Source organism: Streptococcus sp. 10824 (genome assembly GCF_013276595.1).
GTDB classification, from domain to species: Bacteria; Bacillota; Bacilli; order Lactobacillales; family Streptococcaceae; genus Streptococcus; species Streptococcus pseudopneumoniae.
The window spans coordinates 21,236-38,760 of record NZ_VMLH01000076.1 but is presented as its reverse complement, the minus strand read 5'-3'; the positions used below and the strand labels follow the sequence as shown (position 1 = coordinate 38,760).

Below are 17,525 nucleotides of genomic sequence, written 5' to 3'. Positions count from 1 at the left end.
ATTTTACCAAAAAATGGAGATTATTTCAGCTATTTTTCATACTTTTGACAAATCGAACCAATTTTGATGGAGCTTTTTGATAGGAACTCTGATTTTCCTCTAAAAATTGCTGGAAATCCTGTTTGCCTTGCTCATGATTTTCCACTTCAAGCTCTAATTCATAATCTGTCATATCAAAGTACTGACTTTCATCCAGTGCCATGAGGCCAATAGCTGTTTGCATTTCATAGCGAAGTGTTGTTAGACAACCAAGAACCTGCCATTCACTAGTTTGGATACCATGTTTCGCCAATTCATCCAATACTATCCCTTGAGGAAATTCTTTCTTGCTCAGATAGTTTTCAGCATCTTTTAGTTGCAATTTTTGATTGTATTCCATGTTTCCAACACTCTGCGGGACTTTGAGTGTCAATTCTGCCCAGTCTTCAAAAGTTCGAATGCGCATAGCAACTTTCTTTTCTCGCAGCTCAAAATCAGGTGTGTCGATGTAGTAATTTTTTTGAAGAACAGGAGTGACACCTGTGAACTGGTCTTTTAGACGATCATACTCATCTTTTTTCAATAGTGTTTTCAATTCAATTTCTAAATGTTTCATTTTTCTTACCTTTTCTTTATCGTTGAAAGCGGATTATGGTATAATAAGCATTGTATTTATTGTATATGAATCTGGAGAAAAAATCAAAGATATTTTTGAAGGATAATATGAGAATAAGGGAGAATATATGACCTTAGAATGGGAAGAATTTCTAGATCCTTACATTCAAGCTGTTGGTGAGTTAAAGATTAAACTTCGTGGCATTCGTAAGCAATATCGTAAGCAAAATAAGCATTCTCCGATTGAATTTGTGACCGGTCGAGTCAAGCCAATTGAGAGTATAAAAGAAAAAATGGCCCGTCGTGGTATTACTTATGCGACCTTGGAGCACGATTTGCAGGATATTGCTGGTTTGCGTGTGATGGTCCAGTTTGTAGATGACGTTAAGGAAGTAGTGGAGATTTTGCACAAGCGTCAGGACATGCGAATCATACAGGAGCGAGATTACATTACTCATCGAAAGGCTTCAGGCTACCGTTCCTATCACGTGGTAGTAGAATATACGGTTGATACCATCAATGGAGCCAAGACTATTTTGGCAGAAATTCAAATACGTACCTTGGCCATGAATTTCTGGGCAACGATAGAACATTCTCTCAACTACAAGTACCAAGGGGATTTCCCAGAGGAGATTAAGAAGCGACTGGAAATTACAGCTAGAATCGCCCATCAGTTGGATGAAGAAATGGGTAAAATTCGTGATGATATCCAAGAAGCTCAGGCTCTTTTTGATCCCTTGAGTAGAAAATTAAATGACGGTGTAGGAAACAGTGACGATACAGATGAAGAATACAGGTAAACGAATTGATCTGATAGCCAATAGAAAACCGCAGAGTCAAAGGGTTTTGTATGAATTGCGAGATCGTTTGAAGAGAAATCAGTTTATACTCAATGATACCAATCCGGATATTGTCATTTCCATTGGCGGGGATGGTATGCTCTTGTCGGCCTTTCATAAGTACGAAGACCAACTTGATAAGGTACGCTTTATCGGTCTTCATACAGGACATCTGGGCTTTTATACCGATTATCGTGATTTTGAGTTGGATAAGTTAATGACCAATTTGCAGCTAGATACCGGAGCAAGGGTTTCTTACCCTGTTCTAAATGTGAAGGTTTTTCTTGGAAATGGAGAGGTCAAGATTTTTCGTGCCCTCAACGAAGCCAGCATCCGCAGGTCTGATCGAACCATGGTAGCAGATATTGTCATCAATGGTGTTCCCTTTGAACGTTTTCGTGGAGACGGGCTAACAGTTTCGACACCGACTGGTAGTACTGCCTATAACAAGTCTCTTGGCGGTGCTGTTTTACACCCTACCATTGAAGCTTTGCAATTAACGGAAATTGCCAGCCTCAATAATCGTGTCTATCGAACGCTGGGCTCTTCCATTATCGTTCCTAAGAAGGATAAGATTGAACTCATTCCAACGAGAAATGATTACCATACCATTTCGGTTGACAATAGCGTTTATTCTTTCCGTAATATTGAGCGTATTGAGTATCAAATCGATCATCATAAGATTCACTTTGTCGCGACTCCTAGCCATACTAGTTTCTGGAACCGTGTTAAGGATGCCTTTATCGGCGAGGTGGACGAATGAGGTTTGAATTTATCGCAGATGAGCATGTCAAGGTTAAGACCTTCTTAAAAAAGCACGAGGTTTCTAAGGGGCTTCTGGCCAAGATTAAGTTTCGAGGTGGGGCTATTCTGGTCAATGACCAACCACAAAATGCAACCTATCTATTGAATCTTGGGGACCGCGTTACTATCGATATTCCCGCTGAGGAAGGCTTTGAAACTCTGGAAGCTATCGAGCGCCCACTGGATATTCTCTATGAGGATGACCACTTTCTAGTCTTGAATAAACCCTATGGAGTTGCCTCTATTCCTAGTGTTAACCACTCCAATACCATTGCCAATTTTATCAAGGGTTACTACGTCAAGCAAAATTACGAAAATCAGCAAGTTCACATTGTGACCAGGCTTGATAGGGATACTTCTGGCTCGATGCTCTTTGCCAAGCACGGCTATGCCCATGCACGATTGGACAAGCAGTTGCAGAAGAAGTCCATTGAAAAACGCTACTTTGCTTTGGTTAAAGGTGATGGACACTTGGAGTCAGAGGGGGAAATTATTGCCCCGATTGCGCGTGATGAAGACTCCATTATTACCAGACGGGTGGCTAAAGGTGGAAAATATGCCCATACTTCCTACAAGATTGTAGCTTCTTATGGAAATATCCACTTGGTCGACATTCGGCTGCACACTGGTCGAACCCACCAAATTCGAGTCCACTTTTCTCATATTGGTTTTCCTTTGTTGGGCGATGATTTGTACGGTGGTAGTCTGGACGACGGCATCCAACGTCAGGCCCTGCATTGCCATTACCTATCCTTTTATCATCCATTTTTAGAGCAAGATTTGCAGTTAGAAAGTCCCTTGCCGGATGATTTCAGCAACCTTATTACCCAGTTATCAACTAATACTCTATAAAAACTGTTTCAGAGTATAATTATTATCTTAAAGGAGAAAACTCATGGAAGTTTTTGAAAGTCTCAAAGCCAACCTTGTTGGTAAAAATGCTCGTATCGTTCTCCCTGAAGGGGAAGAGCCACGTATTCTTCAAGCGACTAAACGTTTGGTAAAAGAAACAGAAGTGATTCCTGTTTTGTTAGGAAATCCTGAAAAAATTAAAATTTATCTTGAAATTGAAGGGATCATGGATGGTTATGAAGTCATTGACCCTCAACATTATCCTCAATTTGAAGAAATGGTTGCTGCCTTGGTGGAGCGTCGTAAGGGCAAAATGTCTGAAGAAGATGCACGCAAGGTTTTGGTTGAAGATGTCAACTATTTTGGTGTGATGTTGGTTTACTTGGGCTTGGTTGATGGAATGGTGTCAGGTGCGATTCACTCAACTGCTTCAACAGTTCGCCCAGCCCTACAAATCATTAAAACTCGTCCAAATGTGACTCGTACTTCAGGTGCCTTCCTCATGGTTCGTGGTACGGAACGTTACCTGTTTGGAGACTGTGCCATCAACATCAATCCAGACGCGGAAGCTTTGGCTGAAATTGCCATCAACTCAGCAATCACAGCTAAGATGTTTGGTATTGAGCCTAAAATTGCTATGCTAAGTTATTCTACTAAAGGTTCAGGCTTTGGTGAAAGTGTTGATAAGGTTGTTGAAGCAACTAAAATTGCTCACGACTTGCGTCCTGACCTCGAAATCGACGGTGAGTTGCAATTTGATGCAGCCTTTGTTCCAGAAACTGCAGCTTTGAAAGCTCCTGGAAGTACAGTAGCTGGTCAAGCAAATGTCTTCATCTTCCCAGGTATCGAGGCAGGAAATATCGGCTACAAGATGGCTGAACGTCTTGGTGGTTTTGCGGCAGTAGGTCCTGTTTTGCAAGGTTTGAACAAGCCAGTTAACGACCTTTCTCGTGGATGTAATGCTGATGATGTGTACAAGTTGACCCTTATCACAGCAGCTCAAGCAGTTCATCAATAGTGAAAACTATAAAGCGATATACTATACTGTACTGTAGTTATGAAACTATGTACGAAAAGCACTTCCATTAACTCCTGAGAACTAAATTACTGGTTGGTGTCAAAAAGGACAACTTCCAAGCGATGATACCCTGTCTGTATACGATCTATGGAAATCTGTAATATACATGTCCGTAAAACGATAAATTCCCTTTTTGATTTTAAATGAGTATGAAAAGAGAATTTTTTCATGAGAAAACGCATAATATTGAGTGTTTTGACACCTGCTATTATGCGTTTTTTATAATTTTTGCACCTTTCTTAGCCTTTGTTATCGACAAGCATTGTTCTAGCTCCTTGTTTTTAGAATGGCAATTTCCCAGCGAAAGCACCCAGTTCTTTCTTGGTAGTTTCATCGATTTGTTCAAGAGCAGAGTTGATGGCTTGAACGGTCATATCAGAAAGAGTTTCAAGGTCCTCTGGGTCAACGATAGCTGGATTGAAATCAATGCTGATAACTTTCTTATCTCCAGTTAAGGTCGCTTGGACAAGGTCTTGAGCAGATTTGCCAACAAATTGCATGGCAGCAAGTTCGGCCTGGCTTTGTTCCATTTGTTTTTGAAGTTTTTGTGCTTGACGCATCATGTTTTGCATGTTCATCATAAGATTTCTAAAGTTCCTTTCATCTCAAGGGGATAATCCTTGTTGTTAACAAGTGCCTGATTTTCTCTCCTAATTGTTATTAGTAGCATAGCCATCAAGCCCAAGTATTGATTTTATTATACCATTTTTTTAAGACATAGTCTTTTATTGGTGAGAGTTATTTATGTCAAGGAGTGATTAGAAATAAATTAAAATAATGATTTTTGCTAAGAGGGACTCTATTCTAGTTTCATGGAAATGATTTTACTAAAGGTTCGTATGCTTTGTTTACAAACATGTTATCTCTATCTATTTTTGGATAAATAGTTGTCTATTATTATGCTAATAGTAAAATCTAAATGGTAGCCTACGATTTTTTAGAAAGAAAATGGTACAATATTTCTAAGAGAAAATACAATGGGAGGGAAAATGAGGTTATTACCTATAAGAAAAATATCACGTCAGTCTAAAAGGTTAGCACTTTTTTTGACGTTTTGTGCTGGATATGTGGATGCTTACACTTTTATTGTTCGCGGGAATACCCTTGTAGCTGGACAAACTGGAAATGTTGTCTTTCTTTCGGTAGAGCTAATACAGAATAATGTTTCGGATGTTAGGGATAAGCTTTTAACCTTAATAGCGTTTATGCTGGGAGTTTTTTTACTAACCATTTATAGGGAAAAATTGAGAATTGTGAAAAAGCCAATTCTGTCACTGATTCCTTTGGTAATCTTATCAATAATTATTGCTTTTGTGCCACAAACTGTAGATAATATCTATCTAGTGCCGCCCTTGGCCTTCTGTATGGGACTGGTGACAACTGCCTTTGGTGAGGTTTCGGGTATTGCTTATAATAATGCCTTTATGACAGGGAATATCAAACGAACAATGCTAGCTTTTGGAAATTATTTCCGAACTAAGCACACTCCTTTTTTGCGTGAAGGGTTCATATTTGTTAGCCTGCTTAGTAGTTTTATCCTTGGCGTTGTCTTTTCAGCCTATTTGACGATTTTCTATCATGAAAAGACCATTCTTGGTGTTCCTATTATGATGAGCATTTTTTATATCAGCATGCTTTTTGCCTCGTGGCGGAAAAAAGTAAAAGAAAAAGCTTGATTTTAGGTGTTATTACTTGTAAGAAAATAGGAGATATGCTATACTTAGAGAGTTGACTATGCACAATCCTGTGCAACCGCACGAACATCGTTGCTCGTCGTAGAACAAATTTAAACTTTGTTCTACATAGAGCTCTTCTTTTAAGTGGTTCGTCCCACGATGCTAGGCGAGTCTTCACAAAAAGTCGGGGAAACCCATAAAAATCATAGGAGGTGCATAATGAGCACATACGCAATTATCAAAACTGGCGGAAAACAAGTTAAAGTTGAAGTTGGTCAAGCAGTTTACGTTGAAAAATTGAACGTTGAAGCTGGTCAAGAAGTTACTTTTAACGAAGTTGTTCTTGTTGGTGGTGAAAACACTGTTGTCGGAACTCCACTTGTTGCTGGAGCTACTGTGGTTGGAACTGTTGAAAAACAAGGAAAACAAAAGAAAGTGGTTACTTACAAGTACAAACCTAAAAAAGGTAGCCACCGTAAACAAGGTCACCGTCAACCATATACTAAAGTTGTCATCAACGCAATCAACGCTTAATTTTAAGGAGAACACATGATACAAGCAGTCTTTGAGAGAGCCGAAGATGGCGAGCTGAGGAATGCGGAAATTACTGGACACGCCGAGAGTGGCGAATGCGGCTTAGATGTCGTGTGTGCATCGGTTTCTACGCTTGCCATTAACTTTATCAATTCTATTGAGAAATTTGCAGGCTATGAACCAATCCTAGAATTAAACGAAGATGAAGGTGGTTATCTGATGGTTGAAATTCCAAAAGATCTTCCTTCACACCAGAGAGAAATGACCCAGTTATTCTTTGAATCATTTTTCTTAGGTATGGCAAACTTATCGGAGAACTCGTCTGAGTTCGTCCAAACCAGAGTTATCACAGAAAACTAACACGGAGGAAAACATTATGTTAAAAATGACTCTTAACAACTTGCAACTTTTCGCCCACAAAAAAGGTGGAGGTTCTACATCAAACGGACGTGATTCACAAGCAAAACGTCTTGGAGCTAAAGCAGCTGACGGACAAACTGTAACAGGTGGATCAATCCTTTACCGTCAACGTGGTACACACATCTATCCAGGTGTAAACGTTGGTCGTGGCGGAGACGATACTTTGTTCGCTAAAGTTGAAGGCGTAGTACGCTTTGAACGTAAAGGACGCGATAAAAAACAAGTTTCTGTTTACCCAATCGCTAAATAAAAAGGTTCAGTGAACCTTTTTATCCCTCGCCTTGAACTGTAAAGGCGAGGAAGCTAGAAGTAGCATTAAATAAGGCTTTCCGAGTTTTCGGAGAGCCTGTTTTTTGTTTGGTACCCATACTTTTTAATATAGTAAAATGAAATAAGAACTGGTATCTGGTTTCAAATATTGGCTTGTCATCCCTTCACTTGTCTGAATGGCTTGAGCCGTTCCTTCTGATAAGGAAAAAGATATTCTTTAGCGAGAATCCAAGATAACAGATGGAGAGAAAAATAACCCAGTCTGAAGCACATTAGATGGGAGTTGTTGGAAAGCAGTCATCTAGTTTTTCTTTGCTGCTTTGGCTTTTTCTTTGTCATCAGGGAAAGTGACTTGCTTCAAATCAGGGAGTTTAGGAAATTCTTCAAACATCTTGCCCAAGTTGTCTCATTTTGTAAATTTTACAGCCATAGGTGTACCTCGATTCTAAATTCTACCTTTTCGGCACCAATTAGTAATTTAAAGTTCTCAGGAGTTAGTTGCATTGCTTTTTCATACATAAGCATAGTATGACACTTTATGGTTACCGAACAAGTCTAATCACTCCTTTCAAACTTTTGAAGATGTCCTACAAGTTTTTGAGAAGAATATTGCAAAGTTCATAGTTAAGCAATGATAGAGTGAAGTGCTTTTTGAAAATAGCTACACTTCAGGTGAAAAAAACGACATTTCAGATTTTCTGTTCCAGAAATAGCTATCGCTATGATATAATTATTTTATGATTATTACTATTCCTATAAAAAACCAAAAAGATATTGGCACACCATCTGATTCAGTCGTTGTTCTCGGCTATTTTGATGGCATACATAAGGGGCATCAAGAATTATTTCGTGTTGCCAACAAGGCTGCGAGAAAGGATTTATTGCCTATCGTCGTTATGACCTTTAATGAATCTCCAAAGATCGCTTTAGAGCCTTATCATCCAGATTTGTTTTTGCATATTTTGAACCCTGCTGAACGTGAAAGAAAATTAAAGCGCGAAGGTGTAGAAGAATTATATCTCCTTGATTTTAGTAGTCAATTCGCTAGTCTCACGGCAGAAGAATTTTTTGCAACTTATATCAAGGCTATGAATGCCAAAATTATTGTTGCAGGTTTTGATTATACATTTGGTTCTGACAAAAAAACAGCAGAAGATTTAAAGGATTACTTTGATGGAGAAGTTATCATTGTTCCACCTGTAGAAGATGAGAAAGGAAAGATTAGTTCAACTCGTATCCGTCAAGCTATTTTAGATGGAAATGTGAAAGAAGCAGGAAAACTTTTGGGGGCACCGCTTCCATCAAGAGGTATGGTGGTTCATGGTAATGCTCGTGGTCGTACAATTGATTATCCGACAGCGAATTTAGTGCTTTTAGACCGTACTTATATGCCAGCAGATGGCGTTTATGTCGTTGATGTTGAGATTCAAAGACAGAAGTATCGTGCTATGGCTAGTGTCGGGAAAAATGTGACCTTTGATGGAGAAGAAGAACGTTTTGAAGTCAATATTTTTGATTTTAATCAAGATATTTATGGGGAAACCGTCATGGTTTATTGGCTTGATCGCATTCGAGATATGACCAAATTTGACTCAGTTGACCAATTAGTGGATCAGTTAAAGACTGATGAAGAAGTAACTCGGAATTGGTCTTAAGAGCTTGAGTAAATAAAACAAAAAAGAGGTTGTCTGTAACCCAAAAGATAGATGATTTAGTCTAACTTTTGAGATCACTACACTACCTCTTTTTATTCTTTTTCAAAGGTGAATCCTTCTCCTAGGATTTCATGGGCTTCTGTAATGGTTATAAAGGCTTGAGGATCGATTCGATGAATCATTTCTTTCATTTTCACAATCTCATTTCTACCGACAATACAGTAGATGATTTTCAAATTTTCTTTACTATAGTAGCCGTGACCAGAAATAAAAGTAACACCTCTTCCGAGGTCATCATTAATTGCCTTAGCAAGTTGGTCAGGACGTTTTGTGATAATCATAAAGCCTTTGCCGGCATATCCTCCTTCACCAATCAAATCAATAACACGAGAAACAATAAAATCAAACAAAAGCGTGTAGGAAACCAATCTCAAATCCTTGAAGATTAGGAGAATCAACATGAGAATACAAAAATCTAAGATAAAGAGCAGTTTTCCTATGGATATATGAGTGTATTTGTTGAGAATACGAGCTAGAATATCAGTTCCGCCAGTTGTACCTCCAGCATTAAAAATAATTCCAAGGCCAATTCCTAATAGGATTCCCGCTATAAGGGCTGTGATTAGTAAATCACCTTGAAGATCAATATGAAGGGGAATATGCTCAAAAAAAGCTAACCAGGCGGACAAAGCTAAGGTTCCTAGTAAACTAGAATAGAGGGATTTGGCTCCAAAAATCTTCCAAGCTAGGATGAAAAGGGGAATATTAATCAGCAGGTTCATGAGGGAAACAGGGATTTTAAAAAGATAAAAGGTGATGAGGGTAATGCCTGTCGCCCCTCCTTCAAAGAGATGATGGGGAACTACAAAATAAGTCAGTCCAAAAGCATAAATAGCAGCACCTAGTAAAATGGTAAAAATGGGGTAAATTTTTTTAATCATAGGACACCTCTTTTCTTATAAGTTGATTATATCAAATTTTACAGAAAATTTGATTGACTCCATTAGGATTTTTAATCTTTTTTTTGATATAATTAGAAGCAAGGAAACCAATCTGAATCCTAAAATAGAAAGATTGATACTATGACAAAAATTAAGATTGTAACCGATTCATCTGTTACTATTGAACCAGAACTAGTAAAGCAATTAGATATTACAATTGTTCCATTATCTGTAATGATTGATAATGTTGTTTATTCTGATGCTGATTTGAAAGAAGAAGGTAAATTCCTTCAGTTGATGCAAGAAGCTAAGAATCTTCCGAAAACAAGCCAGCCGCCTGTAGGTGTCTTTGCTGAAGTGTTTGAAAACCTATGCAAGGATGGTAGCCAGATTCTTGCTATTCATATGTCCCATGCTCTTTCGGGGACTGTAGAAGCAGCGCGCCAAGGTGCTAGTTTATCTACTGCCGATGTGACAGTTATCGATAGTTCCTTCACTGACCAAGCCTTGAAATTCCAAGTTGTCGAAGCTGCTAAATTAGCACAAGAAGGCAAAGACATGGAGACAATTTTATCTCATGTAGAAGAGGTTAAAAACAACACAGAACTTTATATTGGCGTTTCAACTTTGGAAAATCTTGTCAAAGGTGGACGAATTGGCCGTGTAACTGGATTGTTGAGCTCCCTTCTCAATATCCGTGTTGTCATGCAAATGAAAGACCATGAATTGCAGCCAATGGTTAAAGGTCGTGGAACTAAAACCTTTAAAAAATGGTTAGATGAGTTGACAACATCTCTCTCTGAACGTTCTGTAGCAGAGATTGGAATTTCATATTCTGGTAGTGCTGATTGGGCAAAAGAGATGAAAGAAAGCTTACAAGCTTATGTTGAAAAGCCAATTTCTGTTTTAGAAACAGGTTCCATTATTCAAACTCACACGGGTGAGAATGCGTGGGCTATTTTGGTACGTTACCATTCCTAAAAAATAAATAAAATGGGAAGAAATAGCGTTTTTAACTTGACCTAAAAGGGATTTTAGGATATGATTATATTTGTTAATTAGAAATTATTTGGAGGAATCATTAACATGGCAAACAAACAAGATTTGATCGCTAAAGTAGCAGAAGCTACAGAATTGACTAAGAAAGACTCAGCAGCAGCAGTTGAAGCTGTATTTGCAGCAGTAGCTGACTATCTTGCAGCTGGTGAAAAAGTTCAATTGATCGGTTTTGGTAACTTTGAAGTTCGTGAGCGTGCAGAACGTAAAGGTCGCAACCCACAAACTGGTAAAGAAATGACAATTGCAGCTTCTAAAGTTCCAGCATTCAAAGCTGGTAAAGCTCTTAAAGACGCTGTTAAATAATCAGTCTTTAAAAAGCCTATTGTATCAAGCTTTCTAGCTTGGTCGGTAGGCTTTTTAATTATGAAATCTAGTAATAAATAGAGTTAAAAAGTTGAATGTTCCGAAAATATTGTATATATAGTAGACTGAATCTAAAATAGTACGAAACAATTGCTAAAACATTTATAGAAATTAATTTTACTTTCCCAATCGATTTGTTCTCATCTTATTTCAATTTGCTATACGTACGTATATAATGAAAAGAATTAAATAATAGACTTGTGCGATAACTATTTGAAGCAAGATTAGCTGGTTAGAAAGTCCAACAAGATAGCGAAGGAATCTAACATAAATTTTACATAATTTACTTTATGTTACAAATCCTTCACTAAAATACTTACCATTATCTTGAATGCCTTAGGGAAACATGCTATACTACTTGTATGATTATTTTACAAGCTAATAAAATTGAACGTTCTTTTGCAGGAGAGGTTCTTTTCGATAATATCAACCTGCAAGTTGATGAACGAGATCGGATTGCCCTTGTTGGGAAAAATGGTGCAGGTAAGTCTACTCTTTTGAAGATTTTAGTTGGAGAAGAGGAGCTAACTAGCGGAGAAATCAATAAGAAAAAAGATATTTCTCTGTCTTACCTAGCCCAAGATAGCCGTTTTGAATCTGAAAACACTATCTACGATGAAATGCTTCATGTCTTTGATGATTTGCGTCGGACTGAGAAACAACTGCGTCAGATGGAGCTGGAGATGGGTGAAAAGTCTGGTGAGGATTTGGATAAACTGATGTCAGATTACGACCGCTTATCTGAAAATTTTCACCAAGCAGGTGGTTTCACTTATGAAGCTGATATTCGAGCGATTTTGAATGGATTCAAGTTTGACGAGTCTATGTGGCAGATGAAAATTGCTGAGCTTTCTGGTGGTCAAAATACCCGTCTGGCGCTGGCCAAAATGCTTCTTGAAAAGCCAAATCTCTTGGTCTTGGACGAGCCAACCAACCACTTGGATATTGAAACCATCGCCTGGCTAGAGAATTATTTGATAAACTATAGCGGCGCCCTCATTATCGTCAGCCACGACCGTTATTTCTTGGATAAGGTTGCGACGATTACGCTGGATTTGACCAAGCATTCCTTGGATCGCTATGTGGGGAATTACTCTCGTTTTGTTGAGTTGAAGGAGCAGAAGCTAGCTACTGAAGCAAAAAACTATGAAAAGCAACAAAAGGAAATCGCTGCTCTGGAAGACTTTGTCAATCGCAATCTAGTCCGTGCTTCAACGACCAAACGCGCCCAATCCCGTCGTAAACAACTAGAAAAAATGGAGCGTTTGGACAAGCCTGAAGCTGGCAAGAAATCAGCCAATATGACCTTCCAGTCTGAAAAAACGTCTGGTAATGTTGTATTGACTGTTGAAAATGCAGCTATTGGCTATGATGGGGAAGTCCTGTCACAACCGATTAGCCTAGATCTTCGTAAGATGAATGCTGTCGCTATCGTTGGTCCAAATGGTATCGGCAAGTCAACCTTTATCAAGTCTATTGTGGACCAGATTCCTTTTATCAAGGGGGAAAAGCGCTTTGGCGCTAATGTTGAGGTTGGTTACTATGACCAGACCCAAAGCAAGCTGACACCAAGTAATACTGTACTGGATGAACTCTGGAATGATTTTAAGTTGACACCAGAAGTTGAAATCCGTAACCGTCTAGGTGCCTTCCTTTTCTCAGGAGATGATGTCAAAAAATCAGTTGGCATGCTGTCTGGTGGCGAGAAAGCACGTTTGCTTTTGGCTAAATTGTCTTTGGAAAACAACAACTTCTTGATTCTGGACGAGCCAACCAACCACTTGGATATTGATAGCAAGGAAGTGTTGGAAAATGCCTTGATTGACTTCGATGGAACTCTTCTCTTCGTCAGCCACGACCGTTACTTTATCAATCGTGTGGCAACTCATGTACTGGAATTGTCTGAGAATGGCTCGACTCTTTACTTGGGAGATTACGATTATTATGTCGATAAAAAGGCTGAAATGGAAGTCGGTCTGACAGAGGAAGCTTCAACCAGCAATCAAGCAAAAGAAGCAAGCCCAGTCAATGACTATCAAGCTCAGAAAGAAAGTCAAAAAGAAGTTCGTAAGCTCATGCGACAAATCGAAAGTCTAGAAGCTGAAATTGAAGAGCTAGAAAGTCAAAGCCAAGCCATTTCTGAACAAATGTTGGAAACAAACGATGCCGACAAACTGATGGAATTGCAGGCTGAGCTGGACAAAATCAGCCACCGTCAGGAAGAAGCTATGCTTGAGTGGGAAGAATTATCAGAGCAGGTGTAAAGATGGAACATCTTGGAAAAGTATTTCGTGAATTTCGAACAAGTGGAAATTATTCTTTAAAGGAAGCAGCAGGCGAGTCCTGTTCAACCTCTCAGTTATCTCGCTTTGAGCTTGGGGAATCTGACCTAGCAGTCTCACGTTTTTTTGAAATTTTGGATAATATTCATGTGACCATTGAAAATTTCATGGACAAGGCTAGGGATTTTCAAAATCATGAACATGTTGCTATGATGGCACAGATTATCCCACTTTACTACTCAAATGATATTGCAGGTTTTCAAAAGCTTCAAGAAGAACAACTTGAAAAGGCTAAGAGTTCGACGACTCCCCTTTATTTTGAGCTGAACTGGATTTTGCTACAAGGTCTGATTTGTCAAAGAGATGCGAGTTATGATATGAAGCAGGATGATTTGGATAAGGTAGCAGATTATCTCTTCAAAACAGAAGAATGGACCATGTATGAGTTGATTCTTTTCGGGAACCTCTATAGTTTCTACGATGTGGACTATGTCACACGGATTGGTAGAGAAGTCATGGAGAGGGAGGAATTTTACCAAGAGATTGGTCGCCATAAGAGATTAGTGTTGATTTTGGCCCTCAATTGTTACCAGCATTGTTTAGAGCATTCTTCTTTTTATAATGCCAGCTATTTCGAGACTTATACAGAGAAGATTATTGGTAAAGGTATTAAGCTTTATGAGCGTAATGTTTTCCATTATTTAAAAGGTTTTGCCTTATATCAAAAAGGAAAGTGTAAAGAAGGTTGTAGCCAAATGCAAGAGGCCATGCATATTTTTGATGTGCTAGGTCTTCCAGAGCAAGTAGCCTACTATCAGGAACACTACGAAAAATTTGTCAAAGATTAATTTTCCCAAATAAGGGAAAAAATAAAAAGCTCCTTTCGGTTTTGATACAATAGTTTCAAAATTTGAGAGGAGTTTTTATATGAATCGCTATGCAGTACAGTTGATTAGCCGTGGAGCTGTTAACAGGATAGGGAATATGCTCTATGATTATGGCAATAGTGTCTGGTTGGCTTCCATGGGAACTATCGGACAGACAGTTTTAGGAATGTATCAGATTTCTGAACTCGTCACATCCATTCTCGTCAACCCATTTGGCGGAGTCATTTCAGACCGTTTTTCTCGTCGTAAGATTTTAATGGTGGCAGACCTTGTTTGTGGGATTCTTTGTCTGGCTATTTCTTTCATAAGGAATGATAGCTGGATGATTGGGGCTTTGATTGTTGCCAACATTGTTCAGGCGATTGCTTTTGCCTTTTCTCGTACAGCCAATAAAGCCATTATAACTGAGGTTGTTGAGAAAGATGAGATTGTGATCTATAACTCTCGCTTAGAGCTGGTTTTGCAGATTGTAGGTGTTAGTTCTCCTGTTCTTTCCTTCCTTGTTTTACAGTTTGCAAGTCTCCATATGACGCTACTGCTAGACTCGCTGACTTTTTTCATAGCATTTGTTCTAGTGGCCTTACTTCCAAAAGAAGAACCAATGGTTCAAGATAAGAAACCTTTTACTGGGAAAGATATTTTTGCGGATATCAAGGATGGGTTACACTATATCTGGCATCAGCAAGAAATTTTCTTCCTTTTGCTGGTAGCTTCCAGCGTTAATTTCTTTTTTGCAGCTTTTGAATTTCTCCTCCCCTTTTCGAATCAGCTTTACGGGTCAGAAGGAGCCTATGCAAGTATTTTAACTATGGGGGCTATTGGTTCCATCATTGGGGCTCTTCTAGCTAGTAAAATTAAAGCTAATGTTTATAATCTTTTGATTTTACTGGCTTTGACAGGTGTCGGAGTTTTTATGATGGGATTACCACTGCCAACTTTTCTTTCCTTTTCTGGAAATTTAGTTTGTGAATTGTTTATGACGATTTTTAATATTCACTTTTTTACTCAAGTACAAACCAAGGTTGAGAGCGAATTTCTTGGGAGAGTACTAAGTACAATTTTTACCTTAGCTATTCTATTTATGCCTATTGCAAAAGGATTTATGACAGTCCTGCCAAGTGTACATCTCTCTTCTTTCCTGATAATTGGAAGTGGTGTTATCATCTTGTCTTGTATATCGTTTATTTATGTTCGAACTCATTTTGAAAAATTGATATAAGGTTGCTTGAGTTTTAAAAATAATTCCAATCTAAGTGTTTTTTCCGCCCTTCTCGTTTGTGAGGAGGGCTTGTTTTATGGTAAAATGGTTTTATGAATAAAAGAATGAATGAGTTAGTCGCCTTGCTCAATCGCTATGCGGCTGAGTACTATACCAGCGATAATCCCTCGGTTTCAGACAGTGAGTATGACCGCCTTTACCGAGAGTTGGTTGAGTTGGAGGCTGTCTATCCAGATCAAGTATTAGCAGACAGTCCGACCCATCGTGTTGGTGGCAAAGTCTTAGATGGTTTTGAAAAATACAGTCATCAGTATCCTCTTTATAGTTTGCAGGATGCTTTTTCACGTGAGGAGCTTGAAGCTTTTGATGCGCGTGTTCGTAAGGAAGTGGCTTATCCGACCTATATTTGTGAGCTGAAAATCGATGGCTTATCTATCTCGCTGACTTATGAAAAGGGGATTTTAGTTGTTGGTGCAACACGTGGAGACGGTTCTATTGGAGAAAATATCACAGAAAATCTCAAACGTGTTAAGGACATTCCTTTGACTTTGCCAGAAGAACTAGATATCACAGTTCGTGGGGAATGTTATATGCCACGCGCTTCTTTTGACCAGGTCAACCAAGCACGACAAGAAAATGGAGAGCCTGAATTTGCCAATCCTCGTAATGCGGCAGCAGGCACCCTGCGACAGTTGGATACAGCAGTAGTTGCCAAGCGCAATCTTGCTACCTTCCTCTATCAAGAAGCCAGCCCGTCAACTCGTGATAGTCAAGAAAAGGTTTTGAAGCACCTAGAACAACTAGGTTTTGTGGTTAATCCTAAGCGAATTCTGGCTGAAAGCATGGATGAAATCTGGAATTTTATCCAAGAAGTTGGACAAGAACGAGAAAATCTGCCTTACGATATTGATGGAGTGGTAATCAAGGTCAACGACCTAGCAGGCCAAGAAGAACTTGGCTTTACCGTTAAAGCTCCAAAGTGGGCAGTAGCCTACAAGTTCCCAGCTGAAGAAAAAGAAGCTCAACTCTTATCAGTTGATTGGACAGTTGGCCGTACGGGTGTTGTAACCCCAACTGCGAATCTAACACCAGTACAACTAGCTGGTACAACTGTTAGCCGTGCGACTCTGCACAATGTGGATTATATTGCTGAAAAAGATATCCGAAAAGATGATACGGTTATCGTTTATAAGGCTGGTGACATCATCCCTGCCGTTTTACGTGTAGTAGAGTCCAAACGGGTTTCTGAAGAAAAACTAGATATCCCTACAAACTGTCCAAGTTGTGACTCTGGCTTGTTGCACTTTGAAGATGAAGTGGCCCTCCGTTGTATCAATCCACGTTGTCCTGCCCAAATCATGGAAGGTTTGATTCATTTTGCTTCTCGTGATGCTATGAATATTACAGGCCTTGGTCCATCTATTGTTGAGAAGCTCTTTGCTGCTAATTTAGTCAAGGATGTGGCGGATATTTATCGTTTGCAAGAAGAGGATTTCCTCCTTTTAGAGGGGGTCAAGGAAAAGTCTGCTTCTAAACTGTATCAAGCCATTCAAGCATCTAAGGAAAATTCTGCCGAGAAACTCTTGTTTGGTTTGGGAATTCGTCATGTCGGAAGCAAAGCCAGTCAGCTTTTACTTCGACATTTCCACTCGATTGAAAATCTGGCTCAGGCAGATCCAGAGGAAGTGGCTAGTATTGAAAGTCTGGGTGGTGTGATTGCCAAGAGTCTTCAGACTTACTTTGCGACAGAAGGCTCTGAAATTCTCCTAAGAGAATTAAAAGAAGCTGGGGTCAATTTGACTTATAAAGGTCAGACTGTAGTAGCAGACGCAGCCTTGTCAGGTTTGACAGTGGTATTGACTGGAAAATTGGAACGGATCAAGCGCTCAGAAGCTAAAAGTAAACTTGAAAGTCTGGGTGCTAAGGTAACAGGCAGTGTATCCAAGAAAACAGATTTAGTCGTAGCAGGAGCGGATGCAGGAAGTAAACTTCAAAAGGCACAAGAACTTGGAATCGAGGTTCGAGATGAAGCTTGGCTAGAAAGTTTGTAAC

At 39.1% G+C, this 17,525-nt stretch carries 18 protein-coding genes, 1 pseudogene and 1 other annotated feature; of the genes and pseudogenes, 15 read left to right on the top strand and 4 right to left on the bottom strand.

Translation table 11 applies throughout. The annotated features are described in order from the left end of the window. Window positions 1-25: 25 nt before the first annotated feature. Window positions 26-595: a CYTH domain-containing protein gene (locus HT701_RS07345; RefSeq protein ID WP_000681274.1), complete on the bottom strand. Its 570-nt coding sequence runs from the start codon at window positions 593-595 to the stop codon at window positions 26-28. 127 nt (window positions 596-722) lie between these two features. On the opposite strand from HT701_RS07345, the gene HT701_RS07340 reads away from it, so the two are divergent. The 4 genes from HT701_RS07340 to pta are packed head-to-tail and all read left to right on the top strand — an operon-like array spanning window position 723 to window position 4,107. Then, a complete protein-coding gene (locus HT701_RS07340) occupies window positions 723-1,394 on the top strand; it encodes a GTP pyrophosphokinase family protein (protein ID WP_050390734.1) in 672 nt (223 codons plus the stop codon). Continuing rightward, window positions 1,378-2,196 (top strand): NAD kinase, encoded by an 819-nt coding sequence (locus HT701_RS07335; protein WP_050261575.1) that lies wholly within the window; start codon window positions 1,378-1,380, stop codon window positions 2,194-2,196. The genes HT701_RS07340 and HT701_RS07335 overlap by 17 nt, the downstream gene beginning before the upstream one ends. Then, window positions 2,193-3,089, top strand: coding sequence for an RluA family pseudouridine synthase (locus HT701_RS07330; RefSeq protein WP_119919499.1), 897 nt, complete (start codon window positions 2,193-2,195; stop codon window positions 3,087-3,089). Before HT701_RS07335 ends, HT701_RS07330 begins: the two co-directional genes overlap by 4 nt. 43 nt (window positions 3,090-3,132) lie before the next feature. Continuing rightward, on the top strand, window positions 3,133-4,107 hold the full coding sequence (pta, locus tag HT701_RS07325) for a phosphate acetyltransferase (RefSeq protein ID WP_000451580.1): 975 nt from the start codon (window positions 3,133-3,135) through the stop codon (window positions 4,105-4,107). A 341-nt stretch (window positions 4,108-4,448) separates the two neighbouring features. Here pta and HT701_RS07320 read toward each other — a convergent pair whose 3' ends face one another. Next, complete coding sequence (locus HT701_RS07320) at window positions 4,449-4,748, bottom strand: YbaB/EbfC family nucleoid-associated protein (protein WP_023936829.1); 300 nt, start codon at window positions 4,746-4,748, stop codon at window positions 4,449-4,451. A gap of 396 nt (window positions 4,749-5,144) precedes the next feature. On the opposite strand from HT701_RS07320, the gene HT701_RS07315 reads away from it, so the two are divergent. From HT701_RS07315 to rpmA, 4 genes are all read left to right on the top strand, one after another. Continuing rightward, window positions 5,145-5,843, top strand: a complete 699-nt coding sequence (locus HT701_RS07315) for a YoaK family protein (protein WP_000509046.1) — start codon at window positions 5,145-5,147, stop codon at window positions 5,841-5,843. Window positions 5,844-5,907: 64 nt separating this feature from the next. Continuing rightward, window positions 5,908-6,027, top strand: a sequence feature (ribosomal protein L21 leader region). A gap of 35 nt (window positions 6,028-6,062) precedes the next feature. Continuing rightward, on the top strand, window positions 6,063-6,377 hold the full coding sequence (gene rplU / locus HT701_RS07310) for a 50S ribosomal protein L21 (protein ID WP_000109141.1): 315 nt from the start codon (window positions 6,063-6,065) through the stop codon (window positions 6,375-6,377). Window positions 6,378-6,392: 15 nt separating this feature from the next. Next, the gene (locus HT701_RS07305; RefSeq protein ID WP_000613692.1) at window positions 6,393-6,737 is read left to right on the top strand and encodes a ribosomal-processing cysteine protease Prp; all 345 of its coding nucleotides are present in this window, start codon (window positions 6,393-6,395) and stop codon (window positions 6,735-6,737) included. A 16-nt stretch (window positions 6,738-6,753) separates the two neighbouring features. Further along, a complete protein-coding gene (gene rpmA, locus HT701_RS07300; RefSeq protein ID WP_000916509.1) occupies window positions 6,754-7,047 on the top strand; it encodes a 50S ribosomal protein L27 in 294 nt (97 codons plus the stop codon). Window positions 7,048-7,185: 138 nt separating this feature from the next. On the opposite strand, the pseudogene HT701_RS07295 reads toward rpmA, so the two are convergent. After that, a pseudogene (locus HT701_RS07295) lies at window positions 7,186-7,326 on the bottom strand (TIGR03943 family protein); the annotation flags it as partial. A gap of 478 nt (window positions 7,327-7,804) precedes the next feature. Between HT701_RS07295 and HT701_RS07290 the strand changes: the two are divergent. Then, complete coding sequence (locus HT701_RS07290) at window positions 7,805-8,722, top strand: bifunctional riboflavin kinase/FAD synthetase (protein ID WP_172931380.1); 918 nt, start codon at window positions 7,805-7,807, stop codon at window positions 8,720-8,722. Window positions 8,723-8,814: 92 nt separating this feature from the next. On the opposite strand, the gene HT701_RS07285 is transcribed toward HT701_RS07290, so the two are convergent. Further along, a complete protein-coding gene (locus HT701_RS07285) occupies window positions 8,815-9,663 on the bottom strand; it encodes a YitT family protein (protein WP_000592055.1) in 849 nt (282 codons plus the stop codon). A gap of 141 nt (window positions 9,664-9,804) precedes the next feature. Between HT701_RS07285 and HT701_RS07280 the strand changes: the two genes are divergently transcribed. From HT701_RS07280 to ligA, 6 genes are all read left to right on the top strand, one after another. Then, the gene (locus tag HT701_RS07280; RefSeq protein WP_172931379.1) at window positions 9,805-10,644 is read left to right on the top strand and encodes a DegV family protein; all 840 of its coding nucleotides are present in this window, start codon (window positions 9,805-9,807) and stop codon (window positions 10,642-10,644) included. 105 nt (window positions 10,645-10,749) lie between these two features. Beyond that, a complete protein-coding gene (locus HT701_RS07275) occupies window positions 10,750-11,025 on the top strand; it encodes an HU family DNA-binding protein (RefSeq protein ID WP_001284639.1) in 276 nt (91 codons plus the stop codon). A gap of 422 nt (window positions 11,026-11,447) precedes the next feature. Next, a complete protein-coding gene (locus HT701_RS07270; protein ID WP_172931378.1) occupies window positions 11,448-13,349 on the top strand; it encodes an ABC-F family ATP-binding cassette domain-containing protein in 1,902 nt (633 codons plus the stop codon). 2 nt (window positions 13,350-13,351) lie between these two features. Next, complete coding sequence (locus HT701_RS07265; RefSeq protein WP_172931377.1) at window positions 13,352-14,215, top strand: MutR family transcriptional regulator; 864 nt, start codon at window positions 13,352-13,354, stop codon at window positions 14,213-14,215. Window positions 14,216-14,294: 79 nt separating this feature from the next. Next, complete coding sequence (locus HT701_RS07260; protein WP_172931376.1) at window positions 14,295-15,473, top strand: MFS transporter; 1,179 nt, start codon at window positions 14,295-14,297, stop codon at window positions 15,471-15,473. Between the two features lie 92 nt (window positions 15,474-15,565). After that, a complete protein-coding gene (gene ligA, locus HT701_RS07255; protein WP_172931375.1) occupies window positions 15,566-17,524 on the top strand; it encodes an NAD-dependent DNA ligase LigA in 1,959 nt (652 codons plus the stop codon). Window position 17,525: the final 1 nt, after the last annotated feature.